This is a genomic window from Flavobacterium sp. IB48 (assembly GCF_016405855.1).
GTDB classification, from domain to species: Bacteria; Bacteroidota; Bacteroidia; order Flavobacteriales; family Flavobacteriaceae; genus Flavobacterium; species Flavobacterium ginsengisoli.
Window position 1 is genome coordinate 121766 of the sequence record NZ_JAEFCA010000005.1, and the last position, 22124, is coordinate 143889.

Sequence of the window (22124 nt, forward strand, 5' to 3'; positions counted from 1 at the left end):
TTGAATAAATGCAGATACCAACTGTAATGATTTCAGAACCAAAACCTTTGATAAACCAATCAAACTTAAAAAGTCTTTAAAAAGAAAAAAATATGGCAACATAAAAATGATACCTTTTTCTACAGAAGATTATCTGCCAAAATAAAAAAAAACTCCTTAAATATTTAAGGAGTTATTCGGCAGCCGGCGGGTGCCTGAAATGGTATGCGGTAACTAACTAAATCATTGTACAGAACCTTCAGACGAACCCGCCGGTCCCCTGTTACTTTTTCTGAATGATAATAAAGTATCATTACCAGTATAGAAACAAATTTATTGCAATATCAATATAAAAGCTTACAGAATCTGCTAATAATATTACATCATTCTAAGCTTAGCATTGCAAACAGCCAAAAATTAAGTTTAATAAAAAATAAACTGAAAAAATCTTGTTCCCAATAATCTGGGTTTCAAAACAGTGAACTAAAAAACAGCACAGCCCCATAGCTAATAAAGCATAAACCCAATCGCATACCTTGCCTTATGCATAGTTTTTATCTAATTTTGCGGCATGAATTACGAAGAGATAAAACGCCATTTTGAGAATAATCCACCGCCTGAAATTGTGGAATGGACAGGATGGGCAAAGATTACCGATACTCGGTTATTCCTAAAAAGCTGTTACATTGGTATTCGAAACTTTAACGGTCCTATCGATCGTTGTCCAGCATGGTGGCACCTAAGGGATTTTTATATTCTTATGAAAAAAAATGTTCAGCAGACTCCTACTGAAGAAATCCAAGCAGAAGAGGCTTCTTTGAAAACTCCTATTGAAGAATCTGCCCATTTAGCTTCCGCTGAAAAAGAAGTTGCAGTATAAATTAATTTGAGTCAGATAGTCTTGCATAAAAAAAATAGCTTCAAAGAATCACTAAGCGCAGCTAAGTTTTCATTTGTTTTTTACTTTTTGCTATCCAAAACGAATTCTGTTCTATTTCTTGAGGCTTTGCTCCAGTCTATTGCTATAATTTCTTGAAGCAAATCCTTAAGTTCGTTAAATGAGCCTGGCTTAATAGCATAGCCATCAGCTCCTAGTTTATAGGAAAGTTCAATATGTAATGTACTGCTGCTGGTAGAAAACATAATAATTTTTACCCCACTCAAACATCCTACTCTACATTTTATCTCCTTTAGACATTCAAAACCATTTTTGCAGGGCATATTTATATCTAGGAATAGGATTTTAGGCTTGTCATTTTCTGCCTCATGAAGACTGTCTAAAAGTCGCTGGCCGTCTTCAAATACCTTTACGCCAATCTCAGGATGGATTTCCTTAAGGACTTCCAAAAATAAAATTCTGTCATCCTCATCATCCTCTGCTAAATAAATAAGTTTATGTAAAGGTTCGTGCAACATATCAGTATAATCCATAAGGTGTTGAATATCCTTGAAATACATATAGTAAATATAAATGTAAGAATTTTTTTTCACTTTAAAGTAAAAAGAACAAAACAACAAAAAAGTACATGTAAGTTTTCTTAATGCCTAAATAATTTTAAAACCCAAAATCCTATTCAAAACCTACTCCTTCAAGGAATATCTCCAAGCATAACCGCTCTTTCAAGAAAAGCTGAAAACGCTAATTTTAAAAAAAATCCAGATCAGATGAGTTACATTTATTTCAAAGATTCCTCATATTCCATCAAATTGGACTGTCTGCACTTAAAGTTAATTAAAACATAATTAAAAACTATTTCCTAAGTTGCTATCATTTAATAGAGTACATTTGTCCTAATTAAATATTTAATATGCAAGAAGGTACAGTAAAATTTTTCAATGAGGAAAAAGGATTCGGATTTATAACTCCTAATGATGGAGGAAGCGAAATTTTTGTCCATGCCTCAGGTCTATCGGAAAACATCCGTGAAAACGATTCAGTTCGATATGACATCCAAGAAGGCCGAAAAGGTCCGAACGCAGTAAACGTAATCGTAGCATAATATATACTATAGTACTAGTTTGTAAAGCACCTGTCCAAAAAACAGGTGCTTTTTTATTTAATAAGAGCAGTTTAGCAGGAAAATTACGGCTACTAAAAAAAAGAATCAGGCAAGCCCTTAGACAAAAAAGCAGGCTGCATTCAAAAAAGCTTTTTGCTGCCGCGAAAAAAAATGCATGGCGTTACAAAGAAAGAAAGAAAGAAAGAAAGAAAGAATATCTTTAAGCATATAATGGATGCCAGTATTTTAAAACCAAGTCCATTAACTTAAAAAGAATATCCGAAGGGGTTTTAAGGTTAGAAAAAAACTGTGGGATGGTCATTCATTTTTTTGCATGGCACAGAATAGCATTTGTCAGTCAGCATAAGCTGATATGACTCTAAGGTTGCTCAAAAACATCCCTGAATTGATATAAAATCCGCTCAAGCAAACGCAAATCTTCCGTTATAATTTCTGCTCTTCCTTTCATTTCTTGCCGAAACAAAATTTCTTTCTTGTAAGAGCTGCGCAATCCATCAGGTAAAGCCACATCCAATAGCAAATTGCCATCCTTATCTGGAATCAGAGAAATATTCTTAACCTTGCCGTGCAATACGCCAAACTCTCTGTCTGGATAATTTGCCAGTCTGACATTTACTTTCTGTCCCACTTTTATTTTTCCTGAATTCAAAACAGGCGCTTTTACTTTTCCTATATAACCATTTTTTAAAGCAGGAATTACTGAAAACACATTATCCCCAGCATTTATCGTTTGGCTTTCTGTCCATACCTGCAGGAATGTAACAACTCCTCCTACAGATGCTTTTACCGTATAATTCAGCTCCCAGTCTTTTATTGCTTTTTTTAGCCGATAAAAAGACTGCATTGTACCACGCCGCAGGTTGGCATTCTCTTTTGCATTGCTTATAGAGGAGCTTTGGCTATATTTTCTGTTATCTATCAAAGACGATTCGAGATTAGAAATAGATGTCAAAATGCCTTTATAGTCTTTTCGGGCCTGAAGATATCCTAAATTCTTGGTCTCCATCTCTTGAACTGAAATGATTCCTTTATTGAAAAGGGTTTCAAAACGGGCAATTTCATTTTTTTTGAGTTGCAGTTCCCCCTCGCTTAAAGCTTTTTGCTGCTGCAGAATTTTCAGCCGCTCCTGTATCTGATTTTTTTCAGATAACTGCGCTCTGCTTTCAACTTCAAAAGGATGCAGATTTTCATTTAATTTCTGTGCCTGATAGTCTTCTTGAAAAGCGGCATACGCATTTTCAATTTCTCCAAATTGTGCATTTTCAAGCAGCTTAAACGGAAAATCTATCTTTGTGCCGCTAATGCTATAATCATTGATTATTTTTTTTAATAAAAAAACATTTTTATAGCTGGCTGCATTTTCAATAACTGCCAAAATTGCATCTTTCTCCACGATTGATTTATCTTTAACCAAAATTGCTTCAATACGCCCTGATGTTTTTGAAACTATTCTTTCTGGCGGAATATTGGTTGTAATTACGATTTCGGCATTGACAACATCCGGATATCTAATAAACCAAGACACAAAAAAAAGCATAAAAAGTATTGCAAATATTAAAACGGCTCCCCAACGTATCATCCAGTGCGGCATTTTGGTAAGGATGTCCTGAACTTCTTCGCTTCTTAATTCAATTTGTTTATTTTCGGGCATATCGTGTCAAGTCTTTTAAATTAGTTTGGATGCGGATTAAGAGCCTAAATTTAACTGGTTCCTAACCAATTCATAATAAGCCCCCTGAAATCCCACCAATTCCTGATGGGTTCCAACCTCAATAATCTGCCCCTTGTCCAGAACCACTATCTTATCCGCATTGATCACTGTGCTTAATCTATGGGCTATGATTACCACTGTCCTATTTTCGAAAAAAATTGATAAATTCTTCATTATAACTTTTTCATTGTTGGTATCCAAAGCTGAAGTTGCCTCATCAAAAAATAAAATTTCAGGATCTTTATATACGGCTCTCGCAATAAGCAATCTTTGTTTTTGTCCTGTGCTCATACCTGTGCCTTCACTTCCAATTTTAGTATTATAGCCTAACGGAAGCCCTAAAATATAGCCAGATATATTGGCCACTTCTGCCGCATATTTTAATTTATCCTTATCAATCTTATCAGCTCCAACTGCAATATTATTAGCGATGGTGTCATTAAAGATAAAACCTTCCTGCATTACTGTTCCAATATTATTGCGCCATACTTTTTGAGCAATGTTTTTTAAATCAATGGCATTGTTCTGTTCATCCAGCGATTTAGGCATCAGTGTAATTGCGCCATTTTCCAATTCATAAAACTTTAACAATAATTTCATCAGGGTGGATTTTCCGCTTCCGCTTGTACCGACAATAGCCGTTATTTTGTTAGCCGGTATCAGCAGATTTAAATTATCTAAAACGGTATTATTGGAACCTGCATACCGAAACGACAGATTATTAATTAAAATATCGAATTGAGAAGGCAGTTCATGGGTCTGATATTCTTCCTGCTGGCTTTCATCTTCTTTTTCGTGAATTTCAGATAGTCTCGCCAGAGATATTTTTGCGTCCTGAATTTCTCTCACAAAAGTGATGATTTGCACTATAGGTCCGTTTAAACCTCCAACTATACTGCTTATGGCGAGCATCATACCAAGAGTAATTTGTCCGTCAATAACAAATTTAGCAGATAAAAAAATTATAATTATATTCTTTATTTCATTAATAAAATTCGATCCCGCAATTTGGGCCTGTTCTAAAGCCAGCCTTTTAACTGATACTTTAAACAGTCTGGCCTGAATAAATTCCCAACCCCATCTTTTTTGCTTTTCAGCATTGTGAAGCTTGATTTCCTGCATTCCGCTTATTAATTCTATCACCTTGCTTTGCTCCTGACTTACTTCTGCAAACCTTTTGTAATCTAAAACCGATCTTCTTTTTAAAAACAATATGATCCATAAAAAATAAAAGGCGCTTCCTAAGAAAAAAACAACAAATATTTTGGCGCTGTAATAAGCTAGCACACCGCCCATAATAATCATGTTGACTATCGAAAATAAAACGGTTAGCGATGAAGAAGTTAAAACATTTTCAATTCTCTGATGATCGTTAATGCGCTGCATAATATCGCCAGTCATCCTGACATCAAAAAACGAAATAGGCAGATTCATTAATTTTATGAAAAAATCCGAAATCAAAGATATATTGATTCTTGCCGACATATGAAGCATAATCCAGCTTCGTATAAGATCCAGCGCAGTTTTACCAATAAATAAAAAAAGCTGGGCAAAGAGAATGAGATAAATAAAGTTGATATTCTGGTTCTGTATTCCAACGTCAACAATGCTCTGCGTCAAAAATGGAAAAATTAACTGCAGCATTGTTGTTGCCAGCAATCCTACCGCTAACTGAACCAGAAATCTTTTATAAGGAATGATGTATCTAAATAATAATGAAAATCCAAATCTATTTTCTTCATGCCCCTTTTCTTCATTTTCGCTAAAAAGTGGAGTTGGTTCTAATAACAGCGTTATTCCTTCTTCGGTTTCACGATTTGAGTTGCTTCCTATCCATAATTTTATGAATTCTTCTTCATCGTATTCCAGTAAGCCAAATCCCGGATCTGATATAAAATATTTCCTATTCTTAACTTTATACAATACGACAAAATGGATTTTATTCCAGTGCAGGATGCATGGCAGGGGAATCTCGTCTAGTTTTTCGCAGCTAAGTTTTGCGCCTAATGTTCTAAAACCGATCTTTTCGCAAGCGTCACTCAATAGCAGTAAATTGCTGCCTTCTCGATTGGTTTCACTGTAAGTTCTTAAATCCTGAATATGAATAATTTTGCCATAATGTTTGGCAATAATTTTTATGCAGGTCGCTCCGCAATCTTTAGAGTCAGCCTGAATATAATTGGTGAATTTTTTCAAAATTAATTGTGTATGCTGATTATTTTCAACTTAATATAATTTTTAAGTTTCGTTTTTAATAGTTCCGAAATTTCATTGACAGATTCCTGGTCATCATCTTCCAAATATTCTTTTACAGTTTCTGCGAGATGAAAATAGGAAACCGGAATTTTTAGTTCCTCTAATAAAATTTCATCCAATTCATCCAATTCATATTCTCTAAAAGGCGCATTAAGCTCTTCAATTATTATGCAGTCTTGATCTGAAGCAGATTCCTTTAGTTCAAAACCATTTAATTTTACAATCTTAAAATCCCTATTGTCGTTAAAAAAAACATCTATTTTTTTATACAGATCTACACTGTAGAGATCTCTTTTTAGCAAAAAGCGAGTCGAATCAAAGCTATCGTTTTGCAATTCAAGGTGAAATTCATCCAACAATTCCTGAACAATTTCTGAATTTAGAATTTCAATTTCTGAATCCCTTCCATTAAACTCATTGATTAATGCTCCAAGATTTGCGTAAGATTCCGGATAAATTCTCATGATGTAGCTTTCCATAAATTTGCATATTACAGGCTCTTTTTTATAGTTCCCCAGCAAATGCAGATATGTTTTGTCAGGAACTTCATGAAAGTCAGCAAAACCGAAATATTCATTGTCAACCGGCATTTCAGGAAATAAAAATTCAACTTCCTGCTTCATTGATTCTGCGTGCTTGCAAAACAGAAGCTGCTCAAAAAACACATTAAAATGCAAACCGTTTATCTGGTCCCAGGAAACCTTATTGGCATCGACAAAATCAATGCTTTTTTCACAGTAGTCTTTAAAAAAACTCATATTATTTCCTCCTACAATACCCATATTGTATGAAATATTGCTTTGGTCGTTATGAAATTTATGCAATTCTTCTGGCAGATAAACCAATTCTGGATAAATGTCTTTCCAGATGTTGCGGTAATACATATCCGTAACTTCCATGCTTTGAACAGCTAAATTTGAATTCTTAAATTGGTCTGTTAAGGAACTCCACACAAAAACATCGCCATCGACATGCAGAAAAGGTTCGTTTTGTTTTTGAAAAGTTTTGACTTTTGCAATTGCCCAAAAATCCTTTGGATAGCCATTGGCTTCGTCTAAAGTGACATGGACTTTGGTATAGGGCAGCTTTAATTTTTCAATTAAAATTTTATAGCCGAAGCTGTCCGTATACAATTCTACATGATCATGATATCTAATGAGCTGATGACAGCTCAAAATCCAGCTCATCCAATGGTATCGGTAAGAATACCATCCTCCGGAATTATCAAAATTATTTTGATTTCCGCTCCAGAAACTTTGTATAATTTTCATTTTTTATTCAATTAAAGCTGTGAATGCCAATGATTTTTAAAGTGATGTATATTTCAATTTTACCCTTTATGACAGCCTCCATTTCCTGTACGGCCTCCTGATGGTCCTCATCTTCCAAATACAGATTCATTTGGCTAATAAGATTGAAATAAGATATCGGAGCCAGCAGCTCCTCCATGAGAATTTCATCTATCTGATCTAACTCAAAAATTCTTAAATCTGAATTGCATTCTTCTATTTCAAGTGTTTTTATTTCATCTTTTTCCACAATTTTAAAGCCAGGCAAACGAACTATTATAAAATCATTTTCTTCTTCTAAAAAATTTTTATAGTCGCTATTCAAACTAACATTATTAAGGTCTCTTTTTAAAAGAAAATCAGATTCCGAAAATTTATTCTCTCGAACATCCGACTCAAACTCCTCTAATAATTGAGCTACAATATTATCATTCAAAGTATGAACCTTCCCTATTGCAGCATCATCTTCTAAGAGATATAGTTTCATTAGCCGGGAGTAATATTTCGGGTAAAATTTCATTACATATCCTTCCATTGCTTTGCACACAGAGATGTTTCTTTTAAAATCTCCCAATAAATGCAGATACGTTTTTGGGTGGGGAACATGATGGAAATCTCCAAAACCTTTATATAAATTATCTTCCCAAATTTCAGAGAATAAATATGCTATCGGCAAACTATCGATCTCGGCCATTTTATAAAAAAGAACCTGTTCAAAAAAAATATTAAAATTAAATAGATTTATATCAGTCCAGATCCGTTTGTTCTTTTCAACAAACTCAAAAGCTTTTTTTGCATATCGTTTGTAAAATGAAATGTCTGTGCCTCCGGCAATTCCCATATTAGCGCTAAAATTTGAAGCATTCTTGCCAAAATCCTCAATCTCAACGGGAATATAAGATAAAAAAGGAACTATACTATTCCACATAAAATGATAGTAATTTGTGGTTATTTCCTTATTTTGGGCAATTAATGCAGCTGTTTTTAAATTATTTGAAAATTCGCTCCATACAAAAACATCGCCATCAACATGAATAAACGGTTCTTCCTGTAGTGAATAAACTTTAATCTTTGCCAGAGCCCAAAGCTCCGCCGGATATTCATTAAGACCATTTAAAACCACATGGACTTTCGTATAGGGCAATTGCAGCTTGCCAATGAGAATCTCATATCCAAAATCATCCGTATAAAGCTCTACCCTATCATAATACTTCACTAATTGATTTACACTGAGTATCCATCCCATCCAATGATACTGAGACTTGGACCAGCCGTACCCGGCATCTATCTTCTTCTGATTTCCGGACCAAAAGCTTTGTATGATTTTCATTCGATTAGGGAGTTAATTCGCTAAGTTTTTAAATTTCAATTGATTCAGATAGCATTTAGTCAGATAATAGGATTTGAATTCATTGAATCTTTGTTTTTCATTAAAATGCCTGTTCATGCTCATGTGAATTACAAGCCATATATAAGAAGCCGCCGGAATTGTATTTTGCTTTAATTCTTCTGACAATCTGCTTTTTAGTTCTGCATCATTTACAAAACTGGTATAATTATAGGTCTCAGCGCTAAATCTTATTTTAGCATACTCTTCATTAAATTTCTTTCTTAAATCTGCAGTCAGCTTAAATTCTTTGGAGAAATTTTCAATACAGTTTTCGCAATAATGAATCATCTGATCATTTGTGAAGCCAGCTAGGTCTAGATAATTTATAATTTTATGCATAGCGACAATAGAATGCTCCGCAGAGTCGAGATCTTTCAGAATTACATTTTCTATCAGGTCCTTACTGTCTAAATTGAAAATAAACTCGGCAAAACGCATTAATGTTGAACCTCCATATCTGAAAATTTCCGGTTCATAAGGTAAGATCTGATACTTTTTAATCATATTCCTCAACTTTAGATTATCCACAAAATTTATAATATCTCTCTTATTATCAACCGAATCAGTTTTAAAGCGCAATCGTAATTGACGGCCATTGCTGTCATAATGGACAAAGAAAAATTCTGTAAATTTATTTGCGGTGCAGAGTTCGCTGTATATGCTTTTTAAAATATCATTGTCTGCATAAGAATTACAGTACGCCTCAAAATAGATCCAATCGGAAACCAGCGGGATATTCGCATTGCCAGCGCTGTTTATAACAATATCTCTAGTAAATTCTTCCGATTTATAATGGCTGTTTTTTACGCTCACAATCAGCTCATGCGCATAATTGCCAGAATCATTCTCTACTGCAGGATGAAATTGTTCGTAAATATTCTCTGAGACATAACAATAATCCCTAGTTTTAAGACTGTCATAAATAATTTTTAGTTCTTCATCTTTGGATGCATCAATAATTGAATTTCCTTTCAGGTAGTAAAAATTAACCGTTCTGCTAAAATCGAACTTCCGTATTTTTTCAAGAAAATAGCTTTTAAATTCTTCAAAACTATAATTATTGTCTACTAAAAGAATCTGAGCCGGCGCCAAAAGTATGTTGCTTTCTAAATATATTCTAGGAACAAAATCTCTGAAGCATGAATAGGCATTAAAATCGAAATTGATGCCATATATCTCTTCATTATAAACTTCAAAATCACACAAAAACTTGTATAGCTCAGACTCCGACATCTTAGGATTGATAGCTGATACTTTTTTGGGTTTAATCTCTTTTTGATGTTCTTTTGACACCAGACGCATTTTTCCGCTTTCCAAATAGGCATATATATCTGATGCAAATATTGGATTTTTACTTTCTGCATAAGAGGTATTGATCGGGATGCAGTAATCGTACAATTGCTCTTTGGGCGAAATATTAATGCTTCTAAAGTTTCCAACACAATTTACATCTGCAAGGATTATGTTCTTATTGGCATTCTTCTCATAATCAATTATTTCTCTGCATAATTCGGAATTGACTTCACTGAATCGCGAAATGATATCGACTGCAGAGCCACCGCCCAAACCGCGCATAAATACAATCTCTTCACCTGTGTCTTTGCTTTTTAAAATCTCTATTAAAACATTAAAAGTAAGCGGGAGCTGTTTTTTCTTTTCATCAAGATTGGCTTCTCCCGGCAGATTTAGAAATAATTCTTTTTCTGTTGAGGCTATAATTTTACAGAAAATATCCTGATGGAGTTTCAGAATAAAATCTGAATTATCATCCTGATAACGGATTCCCGAGTAAGGGTTAAATATTGAATTCAAGGGAATGAAACCATCATTATAGTTTTCTGCCACTTTAGCTATAAATTCGTTAATTTTTCCCGTAACAGGCTTTGTATTAAAGTTGTAGCTTAAAATAAAATCTATATACTTTTCTATTAGCGGCTGAATATTTGAATTGACGGAACCAATCTGCAGATCAAAAGAATTAATAGAATGGGAAAAGCGTTTATTTTCAGTTTCTTTGAAAAATAAATCCTGTTCCAGAATATATTGATCATTAAATAGCTTCGCGTCTTTACTGCCATGCAAGTAGTAACTTTTTTTATTTATCAGATCAGAGAAATAAACTGGGAAACTGGCCTCTAGTTTTTTTCCATAGGGATTAAACAGAAAATTTTCAATCAATAATCCAACATCAATTAACTGCAGCAGATAAACCTCAACTTCATCTGCATCAAACCCTTCCAACAGTAAATCATTTATTACTCGACCGATATCTGCACTCTCTCTGAATTTTTCCAACAGCCATTCTAGATTGTCATCATAATCAAGCTCAACAAAATTTATCTCAATTCTATCATTTTTTTTCGCCTCAGAATTATAAAAGCCAATTTTATCGCTACCTAAAAAATGCAGCGAAGGATTTATTGAATACTTAAGTCCCTTCCAGTCTGCCTTAAGTTTGCTATTCTGGTGCAAAGACAAAAAAAGATTATCATGGGTAATGGATAGCTTAATGCTTTTTGATTTGGGCAACTTTGTAGAAGTTCCCCAATTTGCAAGGCCTACGCTACTAAATAGTCCAAATGGCGTTGGATTAAAATGCGCTCTGGTATAATATTTTGATAGTGAACTTTCAATCTTATCTCTTTTATTCTTTTTTACATCATGATAAAGGCTGTTTGAAGAAATTAATACTGAAAGCTGAAATAAATCGTTTGCATCAAAAAAATCTACTACATCATTTCGATGGATGCTATATGATTGAACCGAAAAGTTTGTAGCCCTCTTGATAATTGCGTCAAAAAAAATCATTCTTATACTGTTTATTGATTGTAATTCAGGATTGGTAAAATGCTTTATTAATGTAAATTCACCAGTTCAAGCCACCTGTGGTCAATCTTGTTTTCCAACGTTAGCAAGATTAAGCCTAGACCAACTGAGCCTTCTAAAAGGTTTGTTTCTGCATGATAGCTGCCTTTTTCATAAGCTACAAACTGCTGATAATCGGAAGTTTGCATCTTCACTATATTCATCCATTTTTGAATGTCTTCCGTAAAAGCAGTTTTATGTTTTTTGGAAGCCAAATGATATTGAATCGCTATTCCGGCTGATCCATGACATAATCCAAAATCATTTACGAAGGATTCTTGAAGTGATATTTTTTGGCACGATGCTATTAGCTCTTCCGATTCTTTTATTAGATGATCATCATTTAAATAAATTCCACAATTATACAAGGAGTTGGCAATTCCAAAATCACCCTGACACCAAGACAATCTTGAATTGACAATTGTATTTGAATGTATTAAAAGTAAATTTGGATAAAACTGCTTCGAGTTTTCATCAAATTTTTTATAGGATTTTAAATAAGAAATGCATTTTTGCAAAGAGGACGTGATATCTGTTTTCAATTCTGAAAAATTGCTTTGCAGATAAAGCAAAAAATTTAAATAACCGGCAATGCCATGAGCAATGCCAAAATAAATGCAGAATCGATCATCATTATCTAGCGCCACTTCTGAAATTAGAATCTCCTCTAAGCTATTATTTATTTTATAAATTAAATTTTCAGAAAAATGGTTTAATGCCGCTATATTCTTTTCATTCTTATCAGATTTGCATCTTTCAATGAAATACATTGCAATTCCCATTGAACCATGCAGGAAATCATAATGATTCGCTTCACAGCAAATCTTCAAATCTTCTAATAAAACGGAATCGATGCTTTCAAAATATTCTGCATCGATATCAATTATATCATCTTCCAAACTCAGCAGCACGAGACCAAATCCGGCCAATCCAGAACACAGTGTGGTTATAGACGACTCATTTTCAAGCATATCATTTACTTTCTCTACAATTGTTGTTAATTTTATCAGATATTCATCCCGTTTGTAAACTGAATGCATTTTACTGTAAAAAAAAGCCATTCCGGATAGACCTGTCAATAGTCCAATCCTATTTTCATCTTCAAGAGATTCCCAAATATTTTTTTCAACCTTTAGTATTGCATCTTCCATATAGCAAAAAAATTAACACAGTTAAATGTAGAAACTAAGATTTCTAATCTTTTTTTATGCAAAAGCCCCTTTGAAAAGTTTTCTCAGCAGTGTTCTCTTTGTTTTTATACAATACAGATACCGTAAAACAATCATCTTCAGTATTAATTATTGTGTATATGAGCCTGTCGCCGGGATATATAGGTTCCGAACCCGTATTTTTTGTACACACAACTTCATATTTGCATTCCGACAGCCAATTTAAGCTCCAGGTAATTTCTAATTTACCATCAGTGTAATTTTCCTGAATTGAATCTTTCATAATAGCATATTGTCCGGGATGAGCCGGAGAATAATACTTTACATTTTTAAATCTTGCACAATTTAAACTTTGGGAATACCCTGCAAATCCAATTAAGAAGGCAGCAAGAAGCATGATTTTTTTCATTATGTAATTTTTGTTTTTTAAGCGCTGCCATGATTTCTCACGACAGTAATTTTATTTATTGGTTTCAGTCAAAGGATATTTTCATATCTGAAAATACCCTTTGCAGAAATTTAAATTCAGGTTTTAGACTTTATTTAATTTCAAAATCTTCGCTTTAGCAGCTAAAGACCATTGTAGTGTAGCAATTAATTGGCCATACGGACGTCTGGTTGCATGAATTTGCTCCAGAGTTTCCGCAAGTTCCGCTTCCGCCAGTGATTGTAGATTTTTCCTGATCTGATAATTTAACAACTTTTAAACTTTTTAAACTTAGTTTCTTTTTCATCTTTAATTTTGTTTGATGTTTAACATTATTTTATAGTTCCATCTTAACTAAAAACCTATTCTAAACCACGTCGACTTATGATAAAGACAGGTCAATTTTTCAATCAAGACTGGATTCAAAAATAGGCTAGTTACAATTTAAGTCTTATGCATTTTTTATGCAATTTTAATATGTTATTGTTTTTATTTCACACATTATATTGCTTTACAAATAAAAAATATCACAAAAAAGAAACAAAAAAACAAAAATCATTCTAAACAAATCTGTTGGTATATTCTTATAAATTGTTTATCATTGCTTAAAAAAAACTGAGAAGTGATTAAAATAAAATTGCAGAAAATGCGATTGCAGAAACAATTGTCGCAGGAAGAAATTGCCGATCTCATTGGTATGACGCAGTCAACCTATAGCCGAAAAGAGAAGGGGATTACAAATATAACGATGTCGGAATGGATAAAAATCGCTAAAGTTTTGGGTGTCGAAAAAGACGAAATATACCAAGCAGGCATTTCCAAAAAGGGTATGTTTAAGGTGTTGGAAAATCTAGATATTCACCCTGATTTTTTGGATAAAATCAAGTTTTTGCAAAAAGAAAATTTTGAACTCCAAGAAAAATTGAGGAAACTTCAAAAATAGCACTCCCGAAATTGCACTTTCTTTTTTAATGGAGCTGGAAAAAAGATAAAGTTGGCGCATTGCTTTTTCAATTTCCCCTCTTAGCAAACAATAAGGCCCTTTCAAGGAATTCGTCTCTTTTCTGCTGAATCCCTAAAATTGTCTGTTTCACTTTAATATCAGGCACTATTCCAATTCGCTGGGTTTCTTTTTTATTGGGATAGAAAACACCGTAGCTGCTAAATTGCGTCCAAAATCCATTTATGATTTCAAACCGTACAACTCCTCCGTCTGCTCCTGAGGTTTGGGAGCCAATTACTGTTGCGTCTGGTGCCGTCTGAAAATTCATTGCGGTATATTCGCCATGGCTTTGGGTAACTTCATTTACTAATATAATGACCTTTCCCTTATAATAGTCAGGATTAATCTTTCCGCATTTCTCGATTTCTTTTCTCCAGACAAATCTGCCGGGCGCGCTTAAATCGCTGTCGATAAATTTCACAAATTCACGTGGTTCCGGATTCAGATATTCTGATATTATATAATTGGTGCCATTTGAATTATTTCTCAAATCAAAAATAATTGCCTTACTATTCAGACATTCTTTCATAATTGCGGGAACATCACCTTCCGCAATTGCACTCATATCGATATAGGCCACATTATTATCCAGAAATTTCCATTTCTCTTTTTCAGCCGCCTTCATTCTTATATTCTGGTAGGGATATCGCTTTATATACTTTACAGCTTTTTCTCCTGCCCTATTATATTCAATTTGCAGAGAATCTGACTTTCCATTAAAAATCGCCCAGTAAATATTACGCAGGATAGCCGCTTCGTTAGACCCCTCCACATACTTTCTGTTTTCCTTGATTAAAAAATCAATGGTTTTTCCATCCACTTTTGTAATAACATCCCCTATTCTTATATCGGAAACAGTTGCCAAGGAGTCATTTTTCAAACCTATAACTACTGCTTTTCTATCAATAATTTTAAAATCAGCCGGTACAAACTTATCTCCAAATTTTTCAAACATTTTACCTGTTCCAATAGATGCATGGCTGTCATTTAATTTAATCGATAATTCCCGCATTGCTAAATGAAATTCAAGCTCACTTTTTGCATTTACAAATTCTGGCAAAATGTCGACAAGGACTTTATCCCAATTTTCATCCATTTGATATTTATAGGGAAAAAAATAAGCAACATAATTCCAATATCTGAACAAGGCTAAAAGCCTCATTTTTTTGTCAGACCAATCAAATTTTGAATATTTAACTTCATTGGTAAACTGCAGGGGGGATGCATTTGGGTCGGATGCTTGAAAGGACACATAAAAGTTGAGACCTTGAAATCTATTTGCTTCAATGGCTTCTAATTTTTCCGACAGTTCTTTCGAAAAAAAAATTCTATTCTTAAACCAGGCAAAATCTAAATTTTTGTCAAAATAATTGTTTTTAGGCGATATTTCCGGCAGGCTTCCTCTTTTAACTTCCCCCAAAGAGCCAATCCACCTGCAAATAGCATCTGAAAATTCTTCTTGTGTTTGTATTTTATCTACTTCTTGCAAAATCATAAATAACTGATTATCCCAATTTTGGCTGCCATTGGCAACATTTGGATGGTAATATTTCAAAAAACCCCAAACTTTAGCTATTGCATGCAGCTTTTCAATTTCAGTTAATGCATTGTTACGAGAATCACTACCAGTTCTCAATGTTGCCGAATGGGCATATACCCCGGCTAAAAACATAAAAAGCAAAATAATTTTTTTCATAGATTGAGTTTAATAGCCTGCAAAGCCAATTAATGTTTTTTTGAAGAAGCATATTGTAAAGAAAATAATTTGCTTGACAGATCGATGTGCAGAAAAACATTCATACAGTACCTCAAATCAAAAATACTATATAAACGGTATGGATATTATGCAATTTATATGCGTTTTTAAACCCTTATGCAATTCAGCTTTTTCAGCAGCCTGCAAGATCAAATAAGGTCGAATATGAGTGGATTTGCACATGGATTGATTCCCTACATTTAATAGAATTTTGCATAAAAGCACAAAAGCATTTATAGAGCTTGCCAAATGGCGTAAACTCCAAAGCTATATCTATAGCTAAAAGTCCGAAAGGAAATGACAGTGTGAGGTTCGACATCGACTTTCAAACGGGCTCCTTATCAATTCATTGCAAATTACAGCGCTCTTTTTGAAGTATTCTTATTTTTTCCTTAAGCTCATAATTTTTCCTCTGCAAAAAATCGATTTGCTCCAAAACGTAAGTAACAATATGGTGATTCTGATTCTCTGGCACATCTAGCATATCTTTTCTGGAAATGCCCTCCTGATAGATTTCATCTTTTTCGACACCCAAAACTTTAGCGATTTTTATCCATTCCGACATCGTTATATTTGTAATTCCCTTCTCTTTTCTGCTATAGGTTGACTGCGTCATACCAATCAGATCGGCAATTTCTTCCTGCGACAATTGTTTCTGCAATCGCATAATCTGCAATTTTACCTTAATCACTTCCGAATGAGTTTATTAAAAAAAATAATGCCTATCCTGTTTCATTCTGCCTGTTTCTATTTTACAAGATAAAAAGGACTGAAAGGTAAACGTCAAGAACATAAAAAAGCAATAAACGCTAAGGTATGCCCCCTTATTAAAAAGCGGTGAAAAATGATTTTTCATAAATTTAGTTTTTAGCTATTAAAATGTCTTGCAAGGAAAAATCTAAACTATATGAAAAATAATAATGATAAAAAATGTCCGACAAAAATCAAGATTTAAAAAACTATCTACTACATTTATAGAATTAATTATCAGCAAAATACACTTATATCGCCGTAAAAAAAATCAAGAAAAAATATAGAAGATTCAACAGATAAATCATCGCAGCAGCATGGTAAAGAAGCATAAAAGGTTCTTAAGGAAGGAAGGACATAACGCTTAAGACGCCAAAAGAAATTTGGCTTATATTGATGAAGACAAATGGCCCTTAATGAAATTTGACGCATGCACGTTAAGATATTTTCTCTATAGTTTTTTTATTCCTGATAATTCCAGCCAAACGGGAATTTTCCGGAGGTGTGCTTCCTAATGTTATGCTTTTTAATTAAAAAGTATAGACCTGTCCGGCTTATGGTACAGCACTCGTTTAAATCCAATATTTGGGGTTCAGCAGCAGGTTTTGCTTCAGCTGCTTCATTTACAGCAAACAGAGCTTCTATGCTCTTAGTGCTGACAAGCCTGCGTCTGCCCAGTTTTACAGTTTCCAAATCCTTTCTTTCAATCATTCTGTACAATGTTCTTCTGCTTATCCCGAAAAACTGAACGCAGTTATTTATGCTTAAATACTGCCTCTTTTTTACTACCTCAAAATCTATCGTTCGGATCCTTTCCGTTTCCTTATTCCTAACATCAACTATGTTGTGCCTGGTAATTAATTTGTAGTTTCTACTGCTGCATTTTAGCGAGCAGTACTTAGTTTTCGTGGTTTTTGCCGTAAATTCCTGATTGCAGAATTGGCAGATTCTTGTAATTCGCATGTTTGAACTCACAATTTTTTATTTTTTTTAGTTATGTGCCCTATATTGTCCATTAAGTTCTCTTCTGATGTGTCATTTTGTGCCATAAGGTGCCAAAGTGTGCCAAAATTTGACCAAACCATTAATTTTTGCCTGCACCGTTGAACCCGAGGTACAAATATTAACAAAACATCACCTAAATATTCCAAAAAACAATTGAATAAAAAAATAGCTAAAATGTTAACTATTAACATTTTAGCTATTTTATTTGTTTTTATTTTGTGTTTCTTTGCGCCTTCTATTTGCCGATGCAGAAATTAGCAAAAATATTCCCCAATAATTCGTCATTAGAAACCTGACCAGTAATAAGTCCAAATTGGTATAAAGCTTCTCGAATATCAAGTGCCATTAGGTCGCTTGAAAGACCAGATTCTAAACCAAATTTTACTTTCTGAATTTCATCCAATGCTTTTAACAAAGAATCATAATGTCTCGTATTGGTAACAATTGTTTCATTGTTTCGCAGTGCGCCAGTATTTACAAAGGATAATAATTCATTTTTTAAATCCTCTACTCCTATTTTTTCTTTTGCTGAAATTAATAGCAATTTTGCATTTAAATTTTCTAACTGATTAGTTATATTAGCTACTTCATCAGCAGATAAAATATCTTTTTTATTAACCACAATAATTAGCGGTTTTAGCGGATATTTATTCTTAATCTGTTCAATTTCATTTACAAATTCAGAACTTGATGTTTGGAACTTTAATCCGTCAAACAAATAAATTACAACCTGAGCTTGTTCTATTTTTTCGAAAGTTTTCTTGATTCCGATACTTTCTACAACATCTTTAGTATCACGAATTCCTGCAGTATCAATAAATCTAAATCCGATGCCACCAATTACCAATTCGTCTTCAATGGTATCACGAGTTGTTCCGGCAATGTCAGAAACAATGGCACGCTCTTCGTTTAATAAAGCATTTAACAAAGTTGATTTTCCAACGTTTGGTTCACCTACAATCGCAACTGGAATTCCATTTTTAATTACATTTCCAACAGCAAACGAATCAATTAAACGTTTTAAAACAAATTCAATTCTATTTAATAATTCATGAAATTGTGTTCGGTCTGCAAATTCTACATCTTCTTCTGCAAAATCCAATTCCAATTCAATTAAAGAAGCAAAATTTAAAAGCTCTTCTCTTAGTTTCGCAATTTCATTACTGAATCCGCCACGCATTTGCTGCATGGCAATTTGGTGAGAAGCTTCATTATCTGACGAAATCAAATCTGCCACTGCTTCTGCCTGTGATAAATCCAGTTTTCCATTTAAAAAAGCTCTCAATGTAAATTCACCAGCATCAGCCATTCTACAGCCATTTCGAAGCAATAACTGAATAATCTGCTGCTGAATATACGTTGATCCGTGACAAGAAATTTCAATCGTATCTTCTCCCGTATAAGAATTCGGACCTTTAAATACCGAAACCAAAACTTCGTCTAATGTTTTACTTCCGTCTACAATATGCCCTAAGTGAAGCGTATGTGTTTTCTGTTTCGTTAAATCTTTGTTTTTAATAGATTTAAACACCGAATTGCCAATTGTGATGGCCTCGGCTCCAGAAATACGAATTATGGCAATGGCTCCAGCTCCCGAAGGCGTAGCCAAAGCAACTATAGAATCTTGATTTATCATGCTGCAAAGGTATAAAAAAACGCTCAAATTCTTTTCTGTGCCAATACAACTCGATTCAAACAAGAAATCTACAAATTAATTGAGATTAATAAATCATTAAGTGTTAAAATACTGATAAATATCAGGTTGTTTTCTTTGCAGAATGAGTAAATTTGAGAGACAAACCTTAATCTTAAATACTATGAAAAAGATATTATTTCCAACCGATTTCTCTGACGCTGCCACCAATGCATTTGTTCATGCTTTAGAATTTGCTAAAGTTGTAAACGCCGAATTAATCTTACTTCATACATTCGAGATTCCTGTTTACGACAGCCAGTTCTTTCCAGAGAATTATGCTTCTATATACAGTTCAATTGAATTAGCAAAATTCGAAATGTTTAAAGATGAAATTCCAAAACTGCGCCAAATTGCAGCCGAACGTAAATTAGAAGATATTGTAATCAAACACCGTTTAATGGATGGTGATCTTATCTACAATTTAAAAAACGCTGTAGAAGAAGATCAAGTCGATTTTGTGATTATGGGAACCAACAGTGCTTCTGACTGGACTAAATTCTTTACAGGTTCTAATACCGAATCTGTCATTTCTGGAGTCGAAGTTCCTGTTCTGTGTATTCCTATCGATGCCAAATACAAAAAAGTAAAAACGATTGGTTTTACAACACGCTACCGTGAAAAAGATAAAAAAGAACTGAAAAAAATTCTGAAAATTGCTAAAAAAACCGGTGCTAAAGTAAAAAGCTTATACGTTAAAACTTCTAATTCTGATGTTTCAGAAGAAGTTCGAAAAGAATGGGAAAAAGAATTCTCTGAAGAAAATGTGGAGTTTCTAGTTTTGCCAAGTGACGATGTAAAAGAAACTATTCTTGATTTTATACTTTACAAAGACATTGATATTTTGACCACAATAACACATAAACGTTCTTTCTTTGAAAGTCTTTTTGATTCTAGTTTTTCAAAAAAAATAGCCAAAGAAGTTACCATTCCGATTTTGGTTATGCATGAAGATTAAATAACAATAGTGATGATTTTGTGACTTAAAAGCTATATTTGTATTTCAACCAAAATAATAGAATGAAAGCATATCCAGACAACGTTACAAAATACTCAGAACTCTATAATAAAACCAACAAAAAATACAACAGCATAAGTCTTTTGAGACTATTAAGTATTTTCCTTTTCTTGTTTTTTATGTTTTATTACATCAAAACAGATCAAATACTTTATGTCATTCTAGCTGTTCTATCTTTTGCTGGTTTTATTTTTTTTATGAGAATACATTCGAGAGTGTCATTTCAAAGATTGCTTGCAGAAACACTTTTAAAAATTAATCAGAATGAAATTGCCTTTCTGAGAAGAGAAAAAACGCCTTTTGAAAATGGAGCTGAATTTATCGATTTCCATCATCCGTATGCTTACGATTTGGATATTTTTGGAGATCATTCTTTATTTCAAAATCTAAATAGAACAGCATCTTTTATCGGAAAAAAAACACTCGCAGAATTATTGCTTCACACTCTTCCTGAGGCTGAAATTTTAGAAAATCAGGAAGCTATAAATGAATTAAAAAACAAAATTGATTGGAGGCAAGAATTTCAGGCTTTAGCAATCATAAGTCAAGATTCTAAACAATCTTACGAAGCAATAAAACATTGGACTTCTTTTACAAATAACTCCTTACCTAAAGTTTTAGTTGCATTATCATTTATTCTTCCAGTAACGTTTTTTGGATTTCTGGCAGCGTATTTTATTACATCAAAAACTATTATACTTTCTTATTTAACGTATGTTTTTATTGCCAATTTAATTGTTTTAGGAAGAGCAGTAAAGAGAATTCAATCGGAAATAGCAAAAGCTGATAATGTCGCTAATATCATAAAGCAATACAGTTTATTGATTGAAAAAATTGAACGTGAATCTTTCCAATCTAATAAACTAATTCGCTTACAAGAACAGCTTAACTTTAAGAATGCAAAAGCAAGCCAGCATTTAAAACAGCTTTCTGAGTTATTTTCAAGAATGGATACGATAAATAACTTTGTAACAGCCACTTTATTCAACGGAACATTCTTATTCAATCTGCATGTTTTAAAAGCACTTTTAAAATGGAAAGAAGATTATGCGTCAGAAATGAATCATTGGGTTTCTATTATTGGCGAAATTGAAGCACTAAACAGTCTGGCAAATTTGGCGTATAACAATGAAGATTTCGTTTTTCCTGAAATCAATTCTGATTATAAAATCGAGTTTAAAAATCTAAGCCATCCGTTATTGAACCCCTCGACAAGAGTTGGAAATGATACTCAATTTCATCCACAATCTTTTGTGATTTTGACTGGATCTAATATGTCCGGTAAAAGTACCTTTTTAAGAAGTTTAGGAATCAATATGGTATTGAGCGGAATTGGTTCAGTTATTTGTGCATCAGAAGCTAAAGTACATCCACTTCCAGTATTAGTTTCAATGCGATTGTCAGATTCTTTATCTGATTCTGAGTCTTACTTTTTTGCTGAAATTAAACGTTTAAAACAGATCATGGATGAACTTGAAAATCAGCCTGCTTTTGTTTTATTGGATGAAATTTTAAGAGGTACAAATTCCGATGATAAAAGAAATGGGACTATTGAAGTAGTGAAAAAGATAATTTCTAAAAAAGCTATTGGCGCCATCGCAACACATGACATTGAAGTATGCCTAACAACAAACGAATTTCCTAATATTTTAACCAATCAATGTTTCGAAGTTGAGATCCAAAACAACGATTTACATTTTGATTACAAACTCCGAAACGGAATCTGCAAAAATAAAAGTGCTACCTTTTTAATGCAGAAAATGGGGGTTATTTAATTGTGAATTGTAAATGG

The 22124-nt window shown here is 33.4% G+C and carries 18 protein-coding genes; 5 read left to right on the forward strand and 13 right to left on the reverse strand.

The features are described from left to right. The first annotated feature begins 550 nt into the window (after positions 1-550). Positions 551-859, forward strand: coding sequence for a hypothetical protein (locus JC605_RS16785; RefSeq protein ID WP_198857303.1), 309 nt, complete (start codon positions 551-553; stop codon positions 857-859). 80 nt (positions 860-939) lie between these two features. Here the strand turns inward: JC605_RS16785 and JC605_RS16790 are convergent, their stop codons facing one another. Further along, the gene (locus JC605_RS16790; RefSeq protein ID WP_233074145.1) at positions 940-1410 is read right to left on the reverse strand and encodes a response regulator; all 471 of its coding nucleotides are present in this window, start codon (positions 1408-1410) and stop codon (positions 940-942) included. 377 nt (positions 1411-1787) lie between these two features. On the opposite strand from JC605_RS16790, the gene JC605_RS16795 reads away from it, so the two are divergent. Beyond that, positions 1788-1979, forward strand: a complete 192-nt coding sequence (locus tag JC605_RS16795; protein WP_198857304.1) for a cold-shock protein — start codon at positions 1788-1790, stop codon at positions 1977-1979. A gap of 379 nt (positions 1980-2358) precedes the next feature. Here JC605_RS16795 and JC605_RS16800 read toward each other — a convergent pair whose 3' ends face one another. The 8 genes from JC605_RS16800 to JC605_RS16835 all read right to left on the reverse strand — a co-directional run bounded on the left by JC605_RS16800 (position 2359) and on the right by JC605_RS16835 (position 13414). Beyond that, positions 2359-3651 (reverse strand): HlyD family secretion protein, encoded by a 1293-nt coding sequence (locus tag JC605_RS16800; RefSeq protein WP_198857305.1) that lies wholly within the window; start codon positions 3649-3651, stop codon positions 2359-2361. A 36-nt stretch (positions 3652-3687) separates the two neighbouring features. After that, positions 3688-5907 (reverse strand): peptidase domain-containing ABC transporter, encoded by a 2220-nt coding sequence (locus JC605_RS16805; protein WP_198857306.1) that lies wholly within the window; start codon positions 5905-5907, stop codon positions 3688-3690. 2 nt (positions 5908-5909) lie between these two features. Continuing rightward, the gene (locus tag JC605_RS16810) at positions 5910-7238 is read right to left on the reverse strand and encodes a DUF6734 family protein (RefSeq protein WP_198857307.1); all 1329 of its coding nucleotides are present in this window, start codon (positions 7236-7238) and stop codon (positions 5910-5912) included. Positions 7239-7245: 7 nt separating this feature from the next. Continuing rightward, entirely contained in the window at positions 7246-8586 is a 1341-nt protein-coding gene (locus JC605_RS16815; RefSeq protein ID WP_198857308.1) for a DUF6734 family protein, read from the reverse strand. Positions 8587-8598: 12 nt separating this feature from the next. Then, the gene (locus JC605_RS16820) at positions 8599-11454 is read right to left on the reverse strand and encodes a thiopeptide-type bacteriocin biosynthesis protein (RefSeq protein WP_198857309.1); all 2856 of its coding nucleotides are present in this window, start codon (positions 11452-11454) and stop codon (positions 8599-8601) included. Positions 11455-11501: 47 nt separating this feature from the next. Beyond that, positions 11502-12662, reverse strand: coding sequence for a lanthionine synthetase LanC family protein (locus JC605_RS16825; RefSeq protein WP_198857310.1), 1161 nt, complete (start codon positions 12660-12662; stop codon positions 11502-11504). A 43-nt stretch (positions 12663-12705) separates the two neighbouring features. Beyond that, entirely contained in the window at positions 12706-13089 is a 384-nt protein-coding gene (locus JC605_RS16830) for a hypothetical protein (RefSeq protein WP_198857311.1), read from the reverse strand. Between the two features lie 154 nt (positions 13090-13243). Then, on the reverse strand, positions 13244-13414 hold the full coding sequence (locus JC605_RS16835; RefSeq protein ID WP_198857312.1) for a hypothetical protein: 171 nt from the start codon (positions 13412-13414) through the stop codon (positions 13244-13246). A gap of 315 nt (positions 13415-13729) precedes the next feature. Here JC605_RS16835 and JC605_RS16840 point away from each other — a divergent pair, with 315 nt between their 5' ends. Then, complete coding sequence (locus tag JC605_RS16840; RefSeq protein ID WP_198857313.1) at positions 13730-14050, forward strand: helix-turn-helix transcriptional regulator; 321 nt, start codon at positions 13730-13732, stop codon at positions 14048-14050. 67 nt (positions 14051-14117) lie between these two features. Here JC605_RS16840 and JC605_RS16845 read toward each other — a convergent pair whose 3' ends face one another. From JC605_RS16845 to mnmE, 4 genes are all read right to left on the reverse strand, one after another. Then, entirely contained in the window at positions 14118-15806 is a 1689-nt protein-coding gene (locus JC605_RS16845; protein WP_198857314.1) for a S41 family peptidase, read from the reverse strand. Positions 15807-16212: 406 nt separating this feature from the next. Further along, positions 16213-16557 carry a helix-turn-helix transcriptional regulator gene (locus JC605_RS16850; RefSeq protein ID WP_198857315.1) on the reverse strand — a complete coding sequence of 115 codons (345 nt, stop codon included), beginning with the start codon at positions 16555-16557 and terminating at the stop codon, positions 16213-16215. 521 nt (positions 16558-17078) lie between these two features. Continuing rightward, positions 17079-17579, reverse strand: a complete 501-nt coding sequence (locus tag JC605_RS16855) for a helix-turn-helix domain-containing protein (protein WP_198857316.1) — start codon at positions 17577-17579, stop codon at positions 17079-17081. A gap of 277 nt (positions 17580-17856) precedes the next feature. Beyond that, complete coding sequence (gene mnmE, locus JC605_RS16860) at positions 17857-19257, reverse strand: tRNA uridine-5-carboxymethylaminomethyl(34) synthesis GTPase MnmE (RefSeq protein WP_198857317.1); 1401 nt, start codon at positions 19255-19257, stop codon at positions 17857-17859. A gap of 181 nt (positions 19258-19438) precedes the next feature. Here mnmE and JC605_RS16865 point away from each other — a divergent pair, with 181 nt between their 5' ends. Together JC605_RS16865 and JC605_RS16870 are read left to right on the forward strand one after the other, a co-directional pair. Next, complete coding sequence (locus JC605_RS16865; RefSeq protein ID WP_198857318.1) at positions 19439-20272, forward strand: universal stress protein; 834 nt, start codon at positions 19439-19441, stop codon at positions 20270-20272. A 62-nt stretch (positions 20273-20334) separates the two neighbouring features. After that, entirely contained in the window at positions 20335-22107 is a 1773-nt protein-coding gene (locus tag JC605_RS16870; protein WP_198857319.1) for a DNA mismatch repair protein, read from the forward strand. Positions 22108-22124 lie beyond the last annotated feature (17 nt).

Excerpts from the sequence above, each read along its gene's own strand:
- JC605_RS16835 (WP_198857312.1), bottom strand. The coding sequence starts at position 13,414 with ATGAAAAAGAAACTAAGTTTAAAAAGTTTAAAAGTTGTTAAATTATCA.
- JC605_RS16830 (WP_198857311.1), bottom strand. The coding sequence starts at position 13,089 with ATGAAAAAAATCATGCTTCTTGCTGCCTTCTTAATTGGATTTGCAGGG.
- JC605_RS16785 (WP_198857303.1), top strand. The coding sequence starts at position 551 with ATGAATTACGAAGAGATAAAACGCCATTTTGAGAATAATCCACCGCCT.
- JC605_RS16855 (WP_198857316.1), bottom strand. The coding sequence starts at position 17,579 with ATGCGAATTACAAGAATCTGCCAATTCTGCAATCAGGAATTTACGGCA.
- JC605_RS16870 (WP_198857319.1), top strand. The coding sequence starts at position 20,335 with ATGAAAGCATATCCAGACAACGTTACAAAATACTCAGAACTCTATAAT.
- JC605_RS16795 (WP_198857304.1), top strand. The coding sequence starts at position 1,788 with ATGCAAGAAGGTACAGTAAAATTTTTCAATGAGGAAAAAGGATTCGGA.
- mnmE (WP_198857317.1), bottom strand. The coding sequence starts at position 19,257 with ATGATAAATCAAGATTCTATAGTTGCTTTGGCTACGCCTTCGGGAGCT.
- JC605_RS16820 (WP_198857309.1), bottom strand. The coding sequence starts at position 11,454 with ATGATTTTTTTTGACGCAATTATCAAGAGGGCTACAAACTTTTCGGTT.
- JC605_RS16790 (WP_233074145.1), bottom strand. The coding sequence starts at position 1,410 with ATGGATTATACTGATATGTTGCACGAACCTTTACATAAACTTATTTAT.
- JC605_RS16800 (WP_198857305.1), bottom strand. The coding sequence starts at position 3,651 with ATGCCCGAAAATAAACAAATTGAATTAAGAAGCGAAGAAGTTCAGGAC.
- JC605_RS16815 (WP_198857308.1), bottom strand. The coding sequence starts at position 8,586 with ATGAAAATCATACAAAGCTTTTGGTCCGGAAATCAGAAGAAGATAGAT.
- JC605_RS16810 (WP_198857307.1), bottom strand. The coding sequence starts at position 7,238 with ATGAAAATTATACAAAGTTTCTGGAGCGGAAATCAAAATAATTTTGAT.
- JC605_RS16865 (WP_198857318.1), top strand. The coding sequence starts at position 19,439 with ATGAAAAAGATATTATTTCCAACCGATTTCTCTGACGCTGCCACCAAT.
- JC605_RS16825 (WP_198857310.1), bottom strand. The coding sequence starts at position 12,662 with ATGGAAGATGCAATACTAAAGGTTGAAAAAAATATTTGGGAATCTCTT.
- JC605_RS16845 (WP_198857314.1), bottom strand. The coding sequence starts at position 15,806 with ATGAAAAAAATTATTTTGCTTTTTATGTTTTTAGCCGGGGTATATGCC.